This is a genomic window from Herbidospora galbida, assembly GCF_005233835.1.
GTDB classification, from domain to species: Bacteria; Actinomycetota; Actinomycetes; order Streptosporangiales; family Streptosporangiaceae; genus Herbidospora; species Herbidospora galbida.
On sequence record NZ_SZQA01000015.1, the window covers coordinates 11,846 to 28,967 of the forward strand.

The 17,122-nt window shown below is 70.8% G+C and carries 18 protein-coding genes; 10 read left to right on the plus strand and 8 right to left on the minus strand.

Annotated elements, in window-relative coordinates; all coding sequences use genetic code 11:
* Positions 1–52: 52 nt before the first annotated feature.
* From FDA94_RS16900 to FDA94_RS16915, 4 genes are all read left to right on the plus strand, one after another.
* Positions 53–1,780, plus strand: coding sequence for an ABC transporter ATP-binding protein (locus FDA94_RS16900; RefSeq protein ID WP_137248026.1), 1,728 nt, complete (start codon positions 53–55; stop codon positions 1,778–1,780).
* A 93-nt stretch (positions 1,781–1,873) separates the two neighbouring features.
* Complete coding sequence (locus tag FDA94_RS16905; protein ID WP_137248027.1) at positions 1,874–2,473, plus strand: hypothetical protein; 600 nt, start codon at positions 1,874–1,876, stop codon at positions 2,471–2,473.
* A 63-nt stretch (positions 2,474–2,536) separates the two neighbouring features.
* On the plus strand, positions 2,537–3,295 hold the full coding sequence (locus tag FDA94_RS16910) for a phosphatase PAP2 family protein (protein ID WP_246059975.1): 759 nt from the start codon (positions 2,537–2,539) through the stop codon (positions 3,293–3,295).
* Positions 3,292–4,047, plus strand: a complete 756-nt coding sequence (locus FDA94_RS16915) for a phosphatase PAP2 family protein (RefSeq protein WP_137248028.1) — start codon at positions 3,292–3,294, stop codon at positions 4,045–4,047. Before FDA94_RS16910 ends, FDA94_RS16915 begins: the two co-directional genes overlap by 4 nt.
* Here FDA94_RS16915 and FDA94_RS16920 read toward each other — a convergent pair.
* Both FDA94_RS16920 and FDA94_RS16925 read right to left on the minus strand, forming a co-directional pair.
* On the minus strand, positions 4,005–4,670 hold the full coding sequence (locus tag FDA94_RS16920; protein WP_137248029.1) for a hypothetical protein: 666 nt from the start codon (positions 4,668–4,670) through the stop codon (positions 4,005–4,007). The two genes, FDA94_RS16915 and FDA94_RS16920, sit on opposite strands and share 43 nt — an antisense overlap.
* A gap of 102 nt (positions 4,671–4,772) precedes the next feature.
* Positions 4,773–5,015, minus strand: coding sequence for a DUF5302 domain-containing protein (locus FDA94_RS16925; protein WP_170990987.1), 243 nt, complete (start codon positions 5,013–5,015; stop codon positions 4,773–4,775).
* A gap of 70 nt (positions 5,016–5,085) precedes the next feature.
* On the opposite strand from FDA94_RS16925, the gene FDA94_RS16930 reads away from it, so the two are divergent.
* The 3 genes from FDA94_RS16930 to FDA94_RS16940 are packed head-to-tail and all read left to right on the plus strand — an operon-like array spanning position 5,086 to position 7,209.
* A complete protein-coding gene (locus FDA94_RS16930) occupies positions 5,086–5,718 on the plus strand; it encodes a 4'-phosphopantetheinyl transferase family protein (protein WP_137248030.1) in 633 nt (210 codons plus the stop codon).
* A 10-nt stretch (positions 5,719–5,728) separates the two neighbouring features.
* Complete coding sequence (locus tag FDA94_RS16935) at positions 5,729–6,376, plus strand: NAD(P)H-binding protein (RefSeq protein WP_137248031.1); 648 nt, start codon at positions 5,729–5,731, stop codon at positions 6,374–6,376.
* 14 nt (positions 6,377–6,390) lie between these two features.
* Entirely contained in the window at positions 6,391–7,209 is an 819-nt protein-coding gene (locus FDA94_RS16940) for an NAD-dependent epimerase/dehydratase family protein (protein WP_137248032.1), read from the plus strand.
* Here the strand turns inward: FDA94_RS16940 and FDA94_RS16945 are convergent.
* The gene (locus FDA94_RS16945) at positions 7,197–7,853 is read right to left on the minus strand and encodes an ACT domain-containing protein (protein ID WP_137248033.1); all 657 of its coding nucleotides are present in this window, start codon (positions 7,851–7,853) and stop codon (positions 7,197–7,199) included. The genes FDA94_RS16940 and FDA94_RS16945 overlap by 13 nt on opposite strands.
* A 51-nt stretch (positions 7,854–7,904) precedes the next feature.
* Between FDA94_RS16945 and dusB the strand changes: the two genes are divergently transcribed.
* From dusB to FDA94_RS16960, 3 genes are read left to right on the plus strand one after another with little or no spacing between them, the layout of a single operon-like run.
* Positions 7,905–9,017 (plus strand): tRNA dihydrouridine synthase DusB, encoded by a 1,113-nt coding sequence (dusB, locus tag FDA94_RS16950; RefSeq protein ID WP_137248034.1) that lies wholly within the window; start codon positions 7,905–7,907, stop codon positions 9,015–9,017.
* A gap of 36 nt (positions 9,018–9,053) precedes the next feature.
* Positions 9,054–9,398: a hypothetical protein gene (locus FDA94_RS16955; protein WP_137248035.1), complete on the plus strand. Its 345-nt coding sequence runs from the start codon at positions 9,054–9,056 to the stop codon at positions 9,396–9,398.
* Positions 9,399–9,401: 3 nt separating this feature from the next.
* On the plus strand, positions 9,402–10,400 hold the full coding sequence (locus FDA94_RS16960) for a hypothetical protein (RefSeq protein WP_137248036.1): 999 nt from the start codon (positions 9,402–9,404) through the stop codon (positions 10,398–10,400).
* Here the strand turns inward: FDA94_RS16960 and FDA94_RS16965 are convergent.
* Genes FDA94_RS16965 through FDA94_RS16985 form a run of 5 tightly spaced genes read right to left on the minus strand, consistent with a single transcriptional unit; the run spans position 10,393 to position 17,040 of the window.
* A complete protein-coding gene (locus FDA94_RS16965; RefSeq protein WP_137248037.1) occupies positions 10,393–12,471 on the minus strand; it encodes a DEAD/DEAH box helicase in 2,079 nt (692 codons plus the stop codon). The genes FDA94_RS16960 and FDA94_RS16965 overlap by 8 nt on opposite strands.
* Positions 12,468–13,787 carry a BREX system ATP-binding protein BrxD gene (gene brxD / locus FDA94_RS16970; protein WP_137248038.1) on the minus strand — a complete coding sequence of 440 codons (1,320 nt, stop codon included), beginning with the start codon at positions 13,785–13,787 and terminating at the stop codon, positions 12,468–12,470. Before brxD ends, FDA94_RS16965 begins: the two co-directional genes overlap by 4 nt.
* Positions 13,784–15,085: a hypothetical protein gene (locus FDA94_RS16975; protein WP_137248039.1), complete on the minus strand. Its 1,302-nt coding sequence runs from the start codon at positions 15,083–15,085 to the stop codon at positions 13,784–13,786. The genes brxD and FDA94_RS16975 overlap by 4 nt, the downstream gene beginning before the upstream one ends.
* A complete protein-coding gene (locus FDA94_RS16980) occupies positions 15,086–15,616 on the minus strand; it encodes a hypothetical protein (protein ID WP_062428744.1) in 531 nt (176 codons plus the stop codon). It lies immediately after the preceding gene.
* Positions 15,613–17,040: a hypothetical protein gene (locus FDA94_RS16985; protein ID WP_137248040.1), complete on the minus strand. Its 1,428-nt coding sequence runs from the start codon at positions 17,038–17,040 to the stop codon at positions 15,613–15,615. Before FDA94_RS16985 ends, FDA94_RS16980 begins: the two co-directional genes overlap by 4 nt.
* Positions 17,041–17,122 lie beyond the last annotated feature (82 nt).

Sequence of the window (17,122 nt, forward strand, 5' to 3'; positions counted from 1 at the left end):
GAGATGCGAAGATCTACCCTGAATCTGTAGATATTTTGCGCTGGGGACATCGATGGGTGAACTGGACCACCGCTACCGGGGCGAACATCCGATCAGGACGCTCGCCTACCTCTACCGCGACCACCGCGCATCGCTCCTGATCGCGGTGGTCGCCTTCGTGTTCAAGCACAGCCCCACGTGGATGCTGCCGCTGGTCACCGCCAACATCATCGACGTCCTGGTCGCCGGGGGACCGGTCGGCGGCATCTGGCTCAACGCCGGGGTGCTCTGCCTGCTGCTCACCCTGAACTACCCCTTCCACCTGCTCTACGTACGCCACCTCAGCGGCACCATCCGCAAGGTGAGCACCGGGCTGCGCTCCTCGCTGTGCGCCCGGATGCAGCAGCTCTCGATCGGCTACCACGCCCGGGTCAGCGCCGGAGTGCTGCAGACCAAGGTCATCCGCGACGTCGAGAGCGTCGAGACGATGTCGCAGCAGGCCGGCGACATCGGCCTGTCGGCGATCGTGATGCTGGCGGGCGGGGTGACCGTCATCGCGGTCAAGGCGCCGCAGGCCCTGCCCGTCTTCCTGGTCGTCGTCCCGGCCGCCGCGATCCTGGTCATGAAGATGCGCGACCGCATGCGGACCGACAACGAGAGCTTCCGCCTCGAAGTCGAGCGCCTGTCCTCCCGGGTGACCGAGATGACGCACCTCATCCCGATCACCCGCGCCCACGGGCTGGAGAAGGACGCCCTGCACCGCGTCGACGGCACCCTGCGCAACGTCCTGCGCACCGGGCTGCGGCTCGACCTCGTCAACGGCAGGTTCGGCTCGCTCGCCTGGATCCTGCTCAACACGCTCGGCGTGGTCTGCCTGGCGGGGGCGGCGCTGGTGTCGTACTACCGCGTGTTCGCCCTGACTCCCGGCGACGTCGTCATGCTCAGCACCTTCTTCACCACCCTGACCACCGCGGTCACCTCGCTGATGAGCCTGACCCCGATCATCAGCAAGGGCCTGGAGTCGGTCCGCTCGATCGGCGAGGTCCTGCAGGCCCCCGACCTGGAGCACAACGACGGCAAGGCCGAGGTCACCGGCGTGACCGGCCGCCTGGACTTCCAGGACGTCGCCTTCACCTACGGCGTCAAGGACCTCTCTCTGTCGGTACGCCCCGGCGAGACCGTGGCCCTCGTCGGCGCCTCCGGCGCGGGCAAGTCCACCGTCCTCAACCTCGTCATCGGCTTCCTGCGCCCGACGAAGGGCCGCATCCTGCTCGACGGCGTCGACATGGAGACCCTCGACCTGCGCACCTACCGGAGGTTCGTGTCGGTCGTCCCGCAGGAGTCGATCCTGTTCGAGGGCAGCGTCAGGGAGAACGTCACCTACGGCCTGCCCGACGTCCCCGACGAGGTGGTCCGGCGCGCCCTGGAGGACGCCAACGCCGCCGAGTTCGTCGACCGGCTCCCCGACGGCTGGGACACCGTGGTCGGCGAGCGCGGCGCCCGCCTGTCGGGCGGCCAGAAGCAGCGCCTGGCCATCGCCCGCGCCTTGATCAGGGACCCCCGCATCCTGATCCTCGACGAGGCCACCTCGGCCCTCGACACCCGCTCGGAGAAGCTGATCCAGCAGGCCATGGCCCGCCTGGTGACCGGCCGGACGGTCCTGGTGGTGGCCCACCGGCTGTCCACGATCCGGACCGCGGACCGCATCGTGGTCATGGAGCACGGCCGCGTCACCGAGACCGGTTCCCACGACGAGCTGGTCCGGGCCGGCGGGGCCTATGCCCTGCTCCAGTCGGCCTGACACGGGTCCGTCCCGTATCTCGCTTGCAAGGATTCTGCAGGCGCCCCGGTGCATAAGGGAGGGCAACACCCGCGCCCTCCTGGAGCACCACCGATGATCCTGCGTACCCTCACGGCCGCTGCCCTCGTGCTCGGCGCCACGGCCGCACCCGCCTCCGCCGCCCCGCAGCTCTGCCGTGAGGGCTTCGTCTTCCGGGCCGCCCGCCCCGCCGACAAGGTCTGCGTGACCCCGGCGACGCGGGCCCGCACCCTGGCCGACAACGCCCTCAAGGCCACCCGCTGGGCCGACGAGACGCACGCCTGCGTCGAGGGCTACGTCTGGCGCGAGGCCTTCCACGAGGACGACGTCTGCGTCATCCCCTCGGTCCGCGCCCAGGCCAGGTCCGACAACGCGGCGGCCGACTCCCGCCGCATGCTCGCGAAGCTGTGGATCACCACCGAGGGCCACGTGGTCAAGCTGAACGGCTCCCACTACAACGTCGGCCAGGTCAAGCTCTACGTCCGCCGCTCCGAGGGCGACCTGGTCTGGAGCGGCGTGATCGCCGCCGCCGAGTTCCCCGGCTACCCGGGCGGGAGCTGGGGCAAGAAGACCGGCCTGCCCCACTGCTCCGGCGCCCCCAACGCCTACGCCCGCGCCCAGGACGTCGCCTCGGGCCGCTGGTCGGCGAAGGCCCCGCTGCGCGTCGGCTGCTGAGAGCCGCAGGGGGCCGACTCCACCGACGTTCGATCGGCCTTCGCCGGGGTAGCACGGCGGCCCATGACGGAGATGCGCCGATGGCTGCTGGGACCCGACGGCGCCCTGGGCGCCCGGCTGACCGCCGCGACCCTGGCGGCCGCGATCCTGATGGTCCCGTTCATGTTGCTGCTGGTCCTCGTGAAGAGCGCCTTCACGCCCCTGAACCGGTTCGACCAGGGGGTGGCCGCCGATCTGCACTCCTACGCGCTGAGCAACCCCGGCTTCGCGCGGGCGATGGAGTTCATCACGAACGCGCTCGCGCCCGAGACCTGGCGGGTGCTGGTCGGCGCCGCGGCCGTCTACACGCTGCTGCGCGGCGCGCCCCGGCTGGCCATCTGGGCGATCACGACCGTGGCCGCCGGCGGCCTGATCGGGCTGGCCGTGAAGATCGCCGTGGAGCGGGCCCGGCCGATGCTGCCCGACCCGGTCTCGTGGGCGCCCGGCTGGTCGTTCCCCTCGGGTCACGCCCTCAACGCCGCCCTGGGGGCGGTCACGCTGGTCCTGCTGCTGCTCCCCGTGCTGCACGGGGTCTGGCGGGCGGTCGCCTGGACGCTGGCCGCGCTGGCGTCGGTGACGGTCGCCTTCACCCGGGTCGCCCTCGGGGTGCACTGGGTCAGCGACGTCGTGGCCGGGCTGATCCTGGCGCTGGCGGTGGTCGCCGCGACGGCCGCCGGATTCGAGGCCTGGCGGCGGCGGATGGGCCGGCGGCCGGTCGAACCCTACATCGAGGGGGTCGAGCCGGAGATGGCCGCCCCGAAGGCCACGGGAGAGCCCCGATGAACCAGATTGGAGCCCCAATGGTGACGACCAGCCCTCCGAAGAGCCCGGAACGCGCGCACGAGCGCCCGTGGCGGCGGGTCGACCTCAAAGAGGTCGGGCGGCGGGTGCTGCTGCCGCTGTTCGCCCTGCTGATCGCCACACTCGGCACGGGCCTGCTGCTCGTGCGGGTGCTGGGCGACAGCTGGCTGATCGCCCGCGACGAGGAGGTCAGCCGGGAGGTCGCGGGGGAGCGGTCGCCGTTCTGGAACGGGGTCACCGACGTCGTGTCGTCGTTCTCGGACACGCCGGTGATCGTCGTCGCCACCGCGATCTTCGCGATCGGCTTCCGGATCGCCTACAAGCGCTGGCGCGAGTCGGTGTTCCTGATCTTCGCCGTGTGGTCGCAGTCGCTGATCTTCCTGGCGTCCACGGTCGTGTCGCAGCGGCCCCGGCCCGAGGTCGCCCACCTCGACCCGGCGCCGCCCACGTCGAGCTGGCCCTCCGGGCACACCAGCGCCGGGGTCGCGTTCTACTTCGGGGTCGCCGCCGTGCTCACCCTGCACATGCACCGGCACGCGATTCTGCGGTGGCTGCTGCTCGCCATCGGCCTGGCCATCCCGCTCGCCATCGCCGGATCACGGCTCTACCGGGGCATGCACCACCTGACCGACGTCAGCTGGGGCTTCATGCTCGGCGCGGCCTGCGTGGCGATCCTCGCCGGGGGCGCCCTCTATCGCCCCGCCCTGAAGGCCAGTGGCCGGGTCTCCACCTGATCGTCGCCGACCATGGCCCTGACCTCGCCGATGGCGGTGGTCAACAGGTCGCGCAGGATCAGGTCGGGATCGTCGACGCAGGCCTGTGAGACGCCGCGTACGGCCAGCTGGACCGTGTTCGGCGCCGCGTAGCGGCGGAAGCCGCGGCGGGACACCTTGACCCCGCTGCGGAAGCCGTAGGCCCATCGGGCGGCGTCGGGCACGAGGTCGAGCGCCTCCTGGCTGGCCGGTTCGAGGCCGGGTTCCCGGCCTTCGAGGTCGGCCAGGACGTGCTCGGCCGCCAGCACCGAGACCGCGAGGGCCAGTTGCCGTTCGGCCGCGACCACCGGCAGCGCCGTCGTGGCCGCGGTCAGCGCGATCCGGACGTCGGCCCGTGGATCGTTCGTGGTGAGTCCGATCACCGACGGGATCAGCGGCGCGAGCCGCTGCCGGTTGGTGTCGGTCGTGTAGTCGTTGACAAGCCGCGCCATCGCCGCCAGCAGCGGGTGGGTGCAGGCCGGGTGATCGCTCCAGCGCTCACCGGCCAGGTAGGACGCGAACTCCATGAAACACGCACCCTTGCGCGGGTTGCGGTGCTTGCCTCGGGACAGCAGCGGGACCGCCGCCGGAAGGTGACCTTGCACAGCCGCTCCATGCGATTTCGCCCAGGATGTCACTTTCCATAGTGCGCCTGGATCACGCGGATCGGAAGGCCCCCCTCCGATGGCGGCCCCTTTCAGCGGATGTCAGCCCCCGCTCTTGCGGCGAAACGAACGTTTGCCGCCGGCGGCCTCGTGTGTGCCGTGGATCTTCGACGACCCCCGGGCACCCTTCCCGTTGCGGTCGGACTGCGCCTGGCGCTTACGGTCGAGAGCCTCGCGGAACTTCCGCTTGAGCTCGTCTTCCGCGCTCGCCTCGTCGGCGACCCCGTCGATCGACTCGTCGGTCGGCTCCGCCTCGACGGCGGAATCGGGTGTGCTGTCAGACATCGGACCTCCTGGGCTGTCACTTTACCGCCCCCGTTCACGCGGTAAGGTCCAGCCGGAAAGGGGGCGTTTCATGCTGGGATCGGTGCTTCCTCCGGGCGTCGTGTGGCACGAGAGCTTCGGCGACCCGCCCGGCGTGCGGCCCCTCCCCGAGGAGGAGTCTCTGGTCGCCCGGGCCGTGCCGCGCCGCCGGGCCGAGTTCGCCACCGCCCGCTGGTGCGCCCGCCAGGCCCTGTCGTCCTTCGGGCACGCCGACACGCCGATCCTCTCCGGCCCCAAGCGCGAACCCCTGTGGCCCAAGGGGATCGTGGGCAGCATGACCCACTGCGACGGCTACCGGGCCGCCGCCGTGGCCTCCGACGACGTCGTGGTCTCGATCGGCATCGACGCCGAGCCCGACCAGCCCGTGCCCGACGGCGTGCTGGGCGCGGTCGCCTCGCCCGAGGAGCAGATGGCGGTCGGGCGGCTGCTGGCCGACCGCCCGGTGGTGGCGTGGGACCGGCTGCTGTTCTCCGCCAAGGAGTCGGTGTACAAGGCGTGGTTCCCGATCACCGGGCGCTGGCTGGGGTTCGAAGACGCCCACGTGGCTTTCGGGGACGGTGTGTTCAGCGCCCGGATCCTCGTCGACTCGCCGTTACCGGTGTTCCGGGGCCGCTGGGCGGCCGAGGGCGGGCTCGTCGTCACCTCCGTGGTCGTGCAGGCGTAATGTCGGTTATGTGCGCGTGATCGTGTTCGGGGCCACCGGAATGGTGGGCCAGGGGGTCCTGCGGGAATGCCTGCGGGCCCCTGACGTGTCCGAGGTGCTCGTCGTCGGGCGCACGCCCAGCGGCGTCACCGACCCCAAACTCACCGAAGTGATCGCCGACGTGTCGCGACCGGCCGGATACGCGGCGTTCCTGCAGGGCTTCGACGCCTGCTTCTTCTGCGTCGGGGTCAGTTCGTCCGGCCTGAAGGAGGCCGACTACCGGCAGGTGACGTACACGATGACCATGGACGTGGCCCGGACGCTGCGGCGCGACGTGACGTTCGTGTACGTCTCCAGCCAGGGCGCCGACGCCGAGGGGCGCCGGATGTGGGCGCGGGTGAAGGGCGAGACCGAGAACGCGCTGTTCGAGCGGTTCGACCGGGCCTTCGCGCTGCGCCCCGGCGTCATCAGGGCCCTGCACGGCGCGGCCAGCAAGACCCGGGCCTACCGGGTGCTGTACATGATCGGCACGCCGATCTGGCCGGTCCTGTCCCGGCTGTTCCCGCGGATGGTGACCACCACCGAGGCGATCGGCCAGGCCATGCTCACTCTGGCGCGCGGAGAAAAAGCCCCGAAAATCCTGTATGCGACCGGTATCAACCGGCTCGCCCGGATGTGAAAGGCTTCCGTGCCATGGAACGCATCTGTGTCACCGGCGCAGCCGGGAAGGCCGGCCGGGCGGTCGTCGCCGACCTGCGCGAACACGGCTACGACGTGGTCGCCACCGACCTCGCCGGCCCCGGGGTGCTGGCCGCCGACCTGACCGACCACGGGCAGGCCGTCGAGGTCCTCGAAGGCTGCTCGGCGGTCGTCCACCTGGCCAACATCCCCGCACCCGGCATGGCCACCCCCGCCGTCACCTTCCAGCGCAACGTGACCATGAACGCCAACGTGTTCCTGGCCGCGGCGACCCTGAAGCTGCGCCGCGTCGTCTGGGCCTCCAGCGAGACCACCCTGGGCCTGCCCTTCGACGACGCCCCCCGCTACGCCCCCGTCGACGAGGCGCACTACCCGGTGCCGACCTCGACCTACGCCCTGTCGAAGGTCGTCACCGAGACCACCGCCGAGCACGTCGCGGCCTGGTCGGGCATCCCGTTCGTGGCCCTGCGGCTGTCCAACATCCACCTGCCCGAGGACTACGCGAACGTCCCGTCGTACTGGGCCGACGCCGCCTCGCGGCGCTGGAACCTGTGGGGCTACGTCGACGTGCGCGACGTCGCCCAGAGCTGCCGCCTGGGCCTGACCGCCGAGGTCACCGGAGCGGAGAGCTTCGTGATCGCGGCGGCCGACACCATCATGAACCGGCCGTCGGCCGACCTCCTGCGCGAGGAGTTCCCCGGCGTCGAGCTCACCCACGACGTGGGGGAGTTCGGCACCCTGCTCTCGATCGACAAGGCCAGGAAGGTGCTGGGGTACGACCCCCAGCACTCCTGGCGCGATCACGTGGGCTGAGAGGCCGACCGGAAGGCTTTCTCCGCGCTCTGCTCGATCGCCGGCAGGAGCAGGAAGATGTCGAGGATCCGGGCCAGCCGCGCCACCTCGATCCGGTGGAAGGCCGGCCCCTCGACCCGGGCCAGCACCAGCGTCAGCGCCAGCGGCGGCAACGGCGCGTTGACGACGTGGACGCCCGACTCGAGCGTCGCGGCCACCGGCCGGGCCGGGACCAGGTCGGGGAACCTGATCGACTCGGGCGCCCGCCAGCTGGCGCAGACCACATCGTGGCTGCCGTCGGCCGCGCAGGCCGCCCAGTCGGCGCTGAAGATCACCGGCATCGCGTCGACCAGGGTGGCCAGCGCGCGGTCTCCGGCGGTGGTCAGGAACTTGAGGACCTCCAGCTCGGGGAAGGTACCGGGCGCCTCGCGGGTGGCCCAGACGCCCTCGACCTTGATGTCGGGGATCTCGTCGAGGGCCCGCAGGAGGTGCTCGCGCGGCGCGGCGTCGGGCCACGAGACGGTGAAGTCGTCGACCGCGCGTTCCTCGCCGCGGTCGAGGACGACGACCTGGATGATGTCGGCCCCCGCGACACCGAGGGCCTGGGTGACGGCGCCCAGTGCGCCGGGACGGTCGGGCAGCGCGATCCGCAGCCGCAGCAGCATGCGACCAGGCTAGTGCACCGGTCACTCCCGGCCGTGGACGACAATGAGTGGATGAAAATCGGGTCGCTCGACGTCTGGCCCCCCGTGGTGCTCGCCCCGATGGCCGGCATCACCAACCGCGCCTACCGTACGCTCTGCCGCGAACAGGGCGGCGGGCTGTTCGTGTGCGAGATGATCACCTCGCGGGCGCTGGTCGAACGCAACCCGCTGACCTACGAGATGATCCGCTTCGGGCCGACCGAGTCGCCGCGCAGCATCCAGCTCTACGGGGTCGACCCGGTGGTGATGGGCCGCGCGGCCAAGATCATCGTCGATGAGGACCTGGCCGACCACATCGACCTCAACTTCGGCTGCCCGGTGCCCAAGGTGACCCGGCGGGGCGGGGGCGCGGCGGTGCCCTACAAGCGGCGGCTGCTGCGGTCGATCATCCGCGAGGTCGTGGCCGGCGCGGGCCCCCTGCCGGTGACCGTGAAGATGCGCAAGGGCATCGACGACGACCACCTGACCTACCTCGACGCCGGCCTGATCGCCGCCGAGGAGGGCGTCCAGGCCGTGGCCCTGCACGCCCGCACCGCCATCCAGCACTACGGCGGCTTCGCCGACTGGGACGCCATCGCCCGCCTGCGCGACGCGGTGCCCGGCGACGTGCCGGTTTTGGGCAACGGCGACATCTGGACGGCCGACGACGCCCTGCGCATGGTCGCGCAGACGGGGTGCGACGGCGTGGTGATCGGGCGCGGCTGCCTCGGGCGGCCGTGGCTGTTCCGCGACCTGGAGAACGCGTTCAACGGGTCTTCCGAGCGCGCCGAGCCCCGCCTCGGCGAGGTGGTGACCATGCTGCTGCGCCACGCCGAGCTCCTGGTCGAGGTGATGGGCGACGAGAAGCACGGCGTCTCCGACTTCCGCAAGCACGTCGGGTGGTATCTGAAGGCGTTCTCGGTCGGCGCGGAGACCCGGCGGCTGACCGCCCAGGCCGCCTCGCTCGACGAACTGCGCGAGCGCCTGTCGGGCCTCGACCTCGACCAGCCGTGGCCCGGCGAGGCGGCCGACGGCCCGCGCGGCAAGAGCGGCGAACGGCAGAAGGTGCTGCTGCCGCACGGCTGGCTCGACGACCCCGACGACTTCGCCGTCCCTGAGGTCGAAGACGCACTTTCCGGCGGTTGATAGGCACTTTATAGATTCGTGACTTATCGTGCTTGCATGCGTCGCAGATCGGCTGTCGCCGCCGTCTTCACGGTGGCCCTGTTGGCGGCGCCCGCGAGCGCGGCGGCGGGCGGCCCGGTGACGACCCTGACCCCGGGCGGCGGCCAGGCGACCTTCGACCGGTCCGGTGATCAGGGCGTGCTCGACGTGTGGGACACCGAGGCCGACGGCCAGGCGGTCCGCACCTACATTGGCGTCGGCGGCGTCGGCCAGGGCTACGACGAGAACACGGGCGGCGCGGGGACCGTCGTCAGGCACTACCTGAAAGCCGCCGACGTGGCCCTCCAGACCTGCCGCCAGACGGGCTCCTTCGTGTCCGACTGCGGCGCGGTGGGGGGCTGATCTTTGCGCGTCCTGCTCGCCGCCCTCGCGCTCACCGGCACCCTGAACGGCACCCTGAACGGCACAGTGCTCGTCGAACGCCCGCCGCCCGTGCAGAACCTCTGGCCCCAGGCCGTCCACGTCATCCCGGCCGTGCTGGCCGACGGCCGGACGCTCACCCCTCGCCTCTTCCTCGACGACGACACCCTGCTCGCGACCGCGGCCAAGGGCTTCGAACGGTCGGAGGCGCTGGTGTCGTACAAGCTGACGAACGGGCAGACCACCGACCTGGCCGAACTCCCCCTGCCGCCCCGGACGGTGGTCCACCCCTCGGGCGTCGCCGCCGGGTCGGGCCACATCGCGTGGTGGACCGCCCGCCGCGACGGCGCCGGCCGCGTCGGCGAGATCTGGGCGGTGCCGCTCGAAGGCGGCGACCCGGTCGCGATCGCGGCCTTCGCGCTGACGGGAACCGTCACCGGCCTGGAACTGACGCCTCAGGGGGTCGTGTGGTCGACCGACGCCGGGGGCGTGTGGCGGGTGCCCTACGCGGGCGGCCGGCCTGCCGAGGTGCCCGGCACGCAGGGGCAGCACGTGCTGAAGTGGCCGTGGGTGGGGTCGCCCGCCCGCGCGTTCACCACGGCCGTCAACGTCGAGACGGGCGAGCGGCGGGAGACCCGCCCCGGATCGCTGTGCGGGGTGAACCTGTGCGTGTCCGCCGACCGGCTGGCGTCGGCGCGGTCGGGGGCCGGGATGCGCGCGACCAAGCTGACCGACCCGCCGGTGTCCCGGCCCGCCCGCGACCGGTTCGTCACGTCGAGCACGATGGCGGGGCCGGGGGAGATCTGGGCGGGGCTCTACGACCTCGTGTCGGGGCAGGTGGCCGACCTGGGGGTCAAGCCGCTGGCGGCGCGGGGGGTGCAGGCGGGCGGGATCGCGATCCCGGTGCCGGCGGGGGACGACCGGCTGCTGAGCTACCAGCAGGACGGGCGTCACGTGATCGTCGACCTGTCCAAGATCACCTGACCACGAGCCGCACCGGTTTCGACAGCACGAAAACGGCAGCCACCGGGTCGGCCAGACGGGTGGCGAGCGTGTCGGCGGCGAGTTCCCGCGGCAGCAGTGCAGTGAACTTGAGCCCGTTCAGCGCCCGGTCATCGATCGCCGGTGGCCGAAGCCGGTCTGCGAGGCCGCGTCGCCAGCCGGTGCCCGTGAGGTCGTTCCTGAGCCGGATGGACAGGTCGTCCACGGGATGGGTCGGGTCGGCCAGCGCGCCGAGGGTCGCCTTGATCGTGGCGTTGGCCCGGTAACCCGCCCAGGTCCACCAGTGGAGATCTCCGTTCTCTCGCGCGATCACGGTGCCGTCGGGGTGGACGAGGTCGCGATGCTCGCCGCGGGCCAGCGAAAGCTCACCGGTCGCCCGCCGGGTCAGCCCGACCGGCGGATCGGTGCCGAGGACGACGTCCCGCACGGCTCTGGACAGGGCGAAAGAGGTGCCTACCGACTGGGCTCCCGACCAGCGGGCCTTTCCGCCGCCGCCGTCGACGGGGCTGACGAAACAGCGTCGTCGCTTCCAGTCGATCCACTCCACCGACCAGGTTCGACCGGCCAGCAGCAGGAGTCGCGAGCCCGGGACGGCGGCGGTCAACAGGGCCGGATCGGTGCGGCCGATCTCGGTGTCGCCGTTCATGACGGTGAACTCGGGCGGGGCGGTGAACACCGCGGTGAGGTCCATGAAGTTTCGGCGCCCGAACCGTTGCTCCGCTTGGGCGCCGACGTGGAGGCCTTCGCCGTCCCGTTCGAGATAGCCGTCGCGGATCAGGTGATCGAGGATGGGCTGGGCCGATTCGAACGGAGCGAGCCCTCGCCACCAGTCGATCCACAGGGCGTCGCCGATCCGTCCCTCCTGCAGCGTGAGCGCGAGTAGTTGCTGGGCGACGATGTGCCGTGGTTGGGGCGGGGCGTGCAACGGCTCGACGTACCCCCTGCTCCACAGGAGCAGCAGCCCCGCCGAGGCGAGCAGGTCGTGCCGGGTCAGCGCCAGCACGAGACAGTTGCGCCGCAGGCCGGCCCGCCGCCCCGTCCGGCCGAGCCGCTGCAAGAAGGACGCGACCGACCACGGGGCGTTGATCTGGATGACCCGATCGAGGTCCCCGACGTCGATGCCGAGTTCGAGGGTTGACGTCGAGACGATGACGCAGTCGCGCGCCTGGGCGAAAGCCTCTTCGGCCCGGCGGCGTTCGTCGGCCGACAGCGACGAGTGGGACAGGAAGGTCGTCACGCCCTGGCCCCGGAGCAGCTCACCGAGCTCCTCCACCATCCTGCGCGAGTCGCAGAAGACGAGCCGCTTCTCACCGCCGTGCAGCGCCGCGATGACGCGGGCCGCGTTGGGAAGGGAACCGACGTAGTCGAGCTCCACGTCGGCGGCGGCAGCGGCCTCCTCGTCCGGGGCGACCACATCCGCGGGGCGGTCGGCCGAGCCCGAACCCTGAAGCCAGGACATCAGGTCGTGCGGGTTGCCGACGGTCGCCGACAGGCCGACCCTCTGGAGCGGCCGGCCGGCCAGCCGGGTGAGGCGCTCGAGGACGGCCAGCAGGTGCCATCCTCTGTCGTCTCGGGCGAACGCGTGGACCTCGTCGACTATGACCGTCCGCAGTCCCCCGAACAGGCGGCGGTGGTCGACGCCTCGGCTGACGAGCATGGCTTCCAGCGACTCGGGCGTGGTCAGCAGAATGTCGGGCGGATCCCGCAGGATCGCCTGCCGGCGGGACGCCGACACGTCGCCGTGCCAGAGCCCCACCCTCCTGCCCAGCCAGGCGGCGTATCTCTCCAGCCGGGGTAGCAGGTTGTTGAGCAGGGCCTTCAGCGGGCAGACGTACAGGACGGTCAGGCCGGTCCAGCCGCGCTCTTCCATCAGGCCGAACAGCGGGAACACCGCCGCCTCGGTCTTGCCGCCCGCCGTGGGCGCGATGAGCAGGGTGTCGCGGCCCTCGGCGATCGGAGGGGAGGCCTTCTCCTGAAAGGGCCTAAGGCTCGGCCAGCCCATGGTGTTGGTCAGGTGGTAGGCGAGCGTGGGGTGGAGGGCGGCGGTTCTCATGGCAGGTCGAGATCGACGTCGTCGGCCGACACGGCGCGACGACGCTTCTCATAGGCGTTGCGCTCGTCGTCGGTGAGTTCGCTCGCCACGACGCTGACCTGGCGGTAGTCACGACGCGGGTCGAAGTGCTCGTGTTCGGAGACCCGGTGGAGCACGTCCTGGACGAGCTTGCGGAGGAAGATCCGGGGCGCGACGCCCGCGCCGAGATGGCCCTCGACCGCACCGGCCAGGTCCTTGATGTAGACGTCGTCGACCCGGTCTCTGATCCGGCGTTCGGCGGGGTCGCCCCCGGCGTACAAGTCGCGGACGACGCAGCCGAGGGTGACGAGCCTCTCACGGTCGAAACCGGTGAGCCGGATCTGCACCGCGCGAGCGGTGTCGAAGCGCGGGTCCGTGGTGAAGTCGGTGTGCAGCCGCTGGGCCAGCGGAGTCAGCCGCTGGACGCCGAGCTGGCCGTCGTAGAAGGCGGGCGTGCCCGTGACGACCAGGTAGAGCCCCGGGAAGCGGCCCTTGTCGATCTCGTCGATGAGCTGGCGCAGGGCGTTGAGGCCCCGGTCGCGATAGTCGCTGCGGACCTTTTGGAGGGTCTCGACCTCATCGAGTACGACCAGCAGCCCGGGATGGCCGCAGTCGCGCAGCACCGTCAGCAGTCCTTGAAGGAAGTGGAGGGCTGTGGCTCCGTCGACGTCGCCCTTGAGACCCGCGTAACGGCGGACGGTGGCGGAGACGTTCGGTTCGCCGCTCACCCAGGCGAGCAGGCCATCGGCGGTCGCCTGGTCGCCCGTCATCAGGGCTCGCCGGTAAAAGCGCAGTGCTGCCGAGAACGCCGGGGCGTTTCTGGCGGTCGCGGCCAGGCGGGTCTCGATCAGCTCCTCTACCGCCGCCGACAGCTTCCTCCTGTCACCCCTGGCGACCCCGGTGTCGTCTTCGAGCGTGAGCAGCCAGGTGTCGACGATGTCCCGCAGTGCGCTGGGCCGGATGGATGCCGTGCTCAGGCTGCCGACCATGGATCGGTAGACCGTGTCGAGCCGGTGCAGCGGAGTGCGCTCCGATATCTGGATCTCGCTGGCCGCCATCTTCTTCCGCTTGGCCTTCTCGGCCAGCCAGCGCGCGAAGAACGTCTTCCCCGAGCCGTATTCCCCGCGGATCGCCTTGAAACCCGCGCCTCCGGCGGTGACCGCGGTCAGGTCGTCGTCGAGTGCCCGCTCGAAGCGGTCCATGCCGACCGCGAACAGGTCGAGCCCCACGCTGGGCACGGTCCCCCGGCCTAGCGCGTCGATGATCTGCCGCCGCCTGGCACGGCTGACCTTGGTCACGGTTCGTCCTCCTCGAGAAACTGTTCTTCCAGCAGCGGCACGTTCAGTACGACCGTGCGGTCGTTGTCCTTCAGCGTGATCACTTCGGTCTGTTCGACGTTGAGCAGGCCCCTGACCGAACGGAGCAGCATGACCATCCGGCTGGGCTCCTCACCGAGCAGCCGGGCGAGATCCGCGACCGAGGCCCGGCCATTGCCGTCCGCCACATGGGTGACGAGAAAGGCGACGGTTACGTCATCGACGGGGGTGCGGGGCGCCAGCTCTCGCTGCTCGGCGTAGACAGGGGAGTCGATCACCCGTCGGCCCAATGATTCGGCGGGTACCGACAGGTCGGGGGATTCCTCGGCAACCGGTTCCACGACTACCGCGTACTCGTCTTCCTCGACATCGAGAATTTCGAACTCGAAGATTTCTGGCTCCGAGTCCTCAGGGTCCCGAGTCACGAAGACGAGATTCTCGGATTCCGGATCTTCCGGTACGGAATCCGAAAGCACCCCGGCCCGCACGCCGCCGAGTAGAGGACGGGAAACCGCGATGCGTTTGCGGCCGGACAAAGACTGCAGCCATTCGGACGCCGCAGGGCGGCCGCCACGCGGGCCACCGGCACGGGCGAACATCTCGCTGACCGCAGAAGACACCCGATCGGGGAATCCGGGATCGAGGAAGAGCGGCTCACCTGGTCGTACGGCGGGGTCTCCGGACAGTGTCCGGCCGATGAGGAGTGCGAGGCGATAGCGGTCGGTGTCGAAGTCCGGGCCGGTCGGCGGTTGCCACGGATCGTCCACGCTGGAAATCCCGGTTGGCCGCACCACGGGTTCCGCGCCGTGCCTGCGCAGCCCGTCGCAGCCCACCAGGAAGATCTCGCCGTGCCTCCAGAGGATCTTGTGAATCGACAGGTTCCCGACGATCCAGCCCTTGCCGTGCAGGTGGAGAACGAGCTCGGCGGCCTGGACGGCGAAATCATGCCGGGTGGCGAGGTCAAGTTCCGCGCCGACCGTGCGATGGAATCCTCCGGCTGCTTCACGCATCAGGAAACCGGTCACCTGGTCTCCGTCGACCACTCTCGCCATCGGCCAGGAGCAGCGGGACCGCAGCTCCGGGTCACGGTGCCCCGACTCGACGAGATCGGCCAAAGCGGTGCCGTTCACCCGGCCGGCCCGTGGCGCGTACTCCTTGTAGAGGAGCTTCTCCCCGCCCTCCAGACGTGTGATGACACCGCTGGTGCCATGACCGAGCGGCGTGGACCCGAGGGCCAGCGTGGCGCGCTCGCGGTCGAGAGCATGTGGACGGAAGGCCATTCACGCACTCTTCTTGGCGGGCGCGCAGCCGCCGGAGACGAAGTAGACCTCCATGGAGACCGATCCGCTTGGCGCGGAGAGGTCGTGGAAATTGCGGGTCGCCGCTCTTTCAAAGACGCGCGGAAGCGCCTTACGGGCGGCGGCGTTGACCCGGGTGGCCAGGTGCACACCGTCGCCCGCCCCTCCGTCGGCGCCGAAGGTGAGGACCATGCCCGCGTTACGCCCGGCGAGGCGCTTGCGGTGCTTGCGCAGCTCCCGTTTCACCTGCCCGAGAAGCTGTGGCTCCGAGGATCCGGGGTTCACCCGGAACGAGAGTTTCGTGGGCTTGGCCGCCACACCCGCTGCCCGGCTCGAGCAGGGGGACGGGCTCGGCGAGGGGCTGCTCTTCCCGGCGGCCGGTTTGGCCGGTACGGGTGGGGGAGCCTGCGCCCCCAGCATGATGATCGTCAGCCCCAGCAGCAGGTCGGCGAACAGCCAGCCGGCCAGGAGCACCAGCGGGGCGGGCTTGGCGCTGCGGCGTGCGGGCGTCATCCTGCAGCCCGCTCTCCACCCGTCCCGGCCGCCACTGCGGTGGCCGCTTGGAGCACCGCGTTCTCCAGACGTCCGATGGCGTCGCGCAGTTCGGCGACGTCGAGGCCGGTGACGTCCCGGACGGCCATGGGGATCTCTCTGAGCGCGGTGGTGAGGTCGTTCGGGAGCCGGTCCATCGCGTCCCGGGCGTCTTCGAGCAGCTGCGCGGTGCGGCCCGCCGTGTCGGCGACCAGTTCGATCCGGGAGGCGTGTGCGCTGGCGGTGGAGGCCCAGTCGTCCAAGGCCTCCCGCACCTCGGTGCCGGCGGCGCCGAGGGTCCCGTTGGTCTCCGCCAGGACATGGCTGATGCGGTCTCCGCTCTCGGCCGCGGCCGTCTCGACCCGGCCGACGGCGGTTCCGATCGCGAGGGTGGCGCCCACCAGTTCGCCGACCCGGGTGTTCAGGCCCGTGGTGCTCTCGCGCACCGATTTCTCGGTCGCGCTCGTCAGGTTGTCGATCGACCTCTGAACGCCGTTGGTGCTCTCGGCGAGCACACTGCCTAGGCGTTCGCCGACGCGGCCGACGGCCTCGTCGGTCTTCTCGCCGATGGCGTCGATGGCGTAAGCGGTCCGGTCGACGGACGCCTTGAGCGATTCGGCCGCGGCCGTCACCGCGGTGAGGTGCTTCTCGACGGTCGCCATCGAGTCGCGGGTCTGCGCGACTCCGGCCGTGAGAGCATCCGTGGCCTGGTCCGTCGCCCCCAGGGCGGTGCTGAGGGCCTCCACCACCTGCGTGTGGAGCTTGCCGATGGTCTTGCCGACCTTGTTCAGGTCGGCCGCGCCTTTGGAAAGTTCTGCCTGGAACCGGGCCGGGGAGCTCAGCCGCACCTGGTTGAGGATCAGGGACGCCTCGGTCAGAGCGGCCCGCAGACGCGATCGCAGCGCGGCCGCCTCGTCGATGGCGCGGTCTTCGGCCTGCCGGCGCTTGACCCGTTCGGTGATGGTGATGGCGACGACGGCCGCGATCGCGATGAGAGTCCCGATCGCGATGTTGTCGAAACGCCACCAGACGCTCAGACGGCCGTCGAAGCCTTGCTGCCACATCTCAAGGAATGGCCTGCGCGCTGCCTCGACCCCGCCCGCGGCCAGCGTTTCCCCGTATGCGGTGGTCGCCACCTTGAGTCCCAACCAGGTGACGACGATGGGGAGGAAGATGATGACCGACTGGATCCAGTCCAGCTTCTTGAGGAACCGGGAGTCGGCCGGAAAGTCCTGCACCGAGTCGGCGGGGTCGAATGCCGCGAAAAGGTCCAGGTCGCACCACCGTTCGCCCTGCGCGGGCTCGACGACCGCCTCCGCCAGGTCGCGCAACTGCCGGGCCCGGGAATCGAGGCCGGGTAGATCGGCGAGCGCGCGGAGTTCGGCGGCAAGCTCCTGGTCCGTCACGGGAGACCGAACCTCTCTTCAGATTTGGGGCGTACGTCCACTGGAATTCCGGATGGACCGATCCATCCGGGGGAATTCGGCG

Coding starts and splice junctions, on each gene's coding strand:
- FDA94_RS16900 (WP_137248026.1), top strand. CDS start 53: ATGGGTGAACTGGACCACCGCTACCGGGGCGAACATCCGATCAGGACG.
- FDA94_RS16905 (WP_137248027.1), top strand. CDS start 1,874: ATGATCCTGCGTACCCTCACGGCCGCTGCCCTCGTGCTCGGCGCCACG.
- FDA94_RS16910 (WP_246059975.1), top strand. CDS start 2,537: ATGACGGAGATGCGCCGATGGCTGCTGGGACCCGACGGCGCCCTGGGC.
- FDA94_RS16915 (WP_137248028.1), top strand. CDS start 3,292: ATGAACCAGATTGGAGCCCCAATGGTGACGACCAGCCCTCCGAAGAGC.
- FDA94_RS16925 (WP_170990987.1), bottom strand. CDS start 5,015: ATGTCTGACAGCACACCCGATTCCGCCGTCGAGGCGGAGCCGACCGAC.
- FDA94_RS16930 (WP_137248030.1), top strand. CDS start 5,086: ATGCTGGGATCGGTGCTTCCTCCGGGCGTCGTGTGGCACGAGAGCTTC.
- FDA94_RS16940 (WP_137248032.1), top strand. CDS start 6,391: ATGGAACGCATCTGTGTCACCGGCGCAGCCGGGAAGGCCGGCCGGGCG.
- FDA94_RS16945 (WP_137248033.1), bottom strand. CDS start 7,853: ATGCTGCTGCGGCTGCGGATCGCGCTGCCCGACCGTCCCGGCGCACTG.
- dusB (WP_137248034.1), top strand. CDS start 7,905: ATGAAAATCGGGTCGCTCGACGTCTGGCCCCCCGTGGTGCTCGCCCCG.
- FDA94_RS16955 (WP_137248035.1), top strand. CDS start 9,054: ATGCGTCGCAGATCGGCTGTCGCCGCCGTCTTCACGGTGGCCCTGTTG.
- FDA94_RS16965 (WP_137248037.1), bottom strand. CDS start 12,471: ATGAGAACCGCCGCCCTCCACCCCACGCTCGCCTACCACCTGACCAAC.
- FDA94_RS16975 (WP_137248039.1), bottom strand. CDS start 15,085: ATGGCCTTCCGTCCACATGCTCTCGACCGCGAGCGCGCCACGCTGGCC.
- FDA94_RS16980 (WP_062428744.1), bottom strand. CDS start 15,616: ATGACGCCCGCACGCCGCAGCGCCAAGCCCGCCCCGCTGGTGCTCCTG.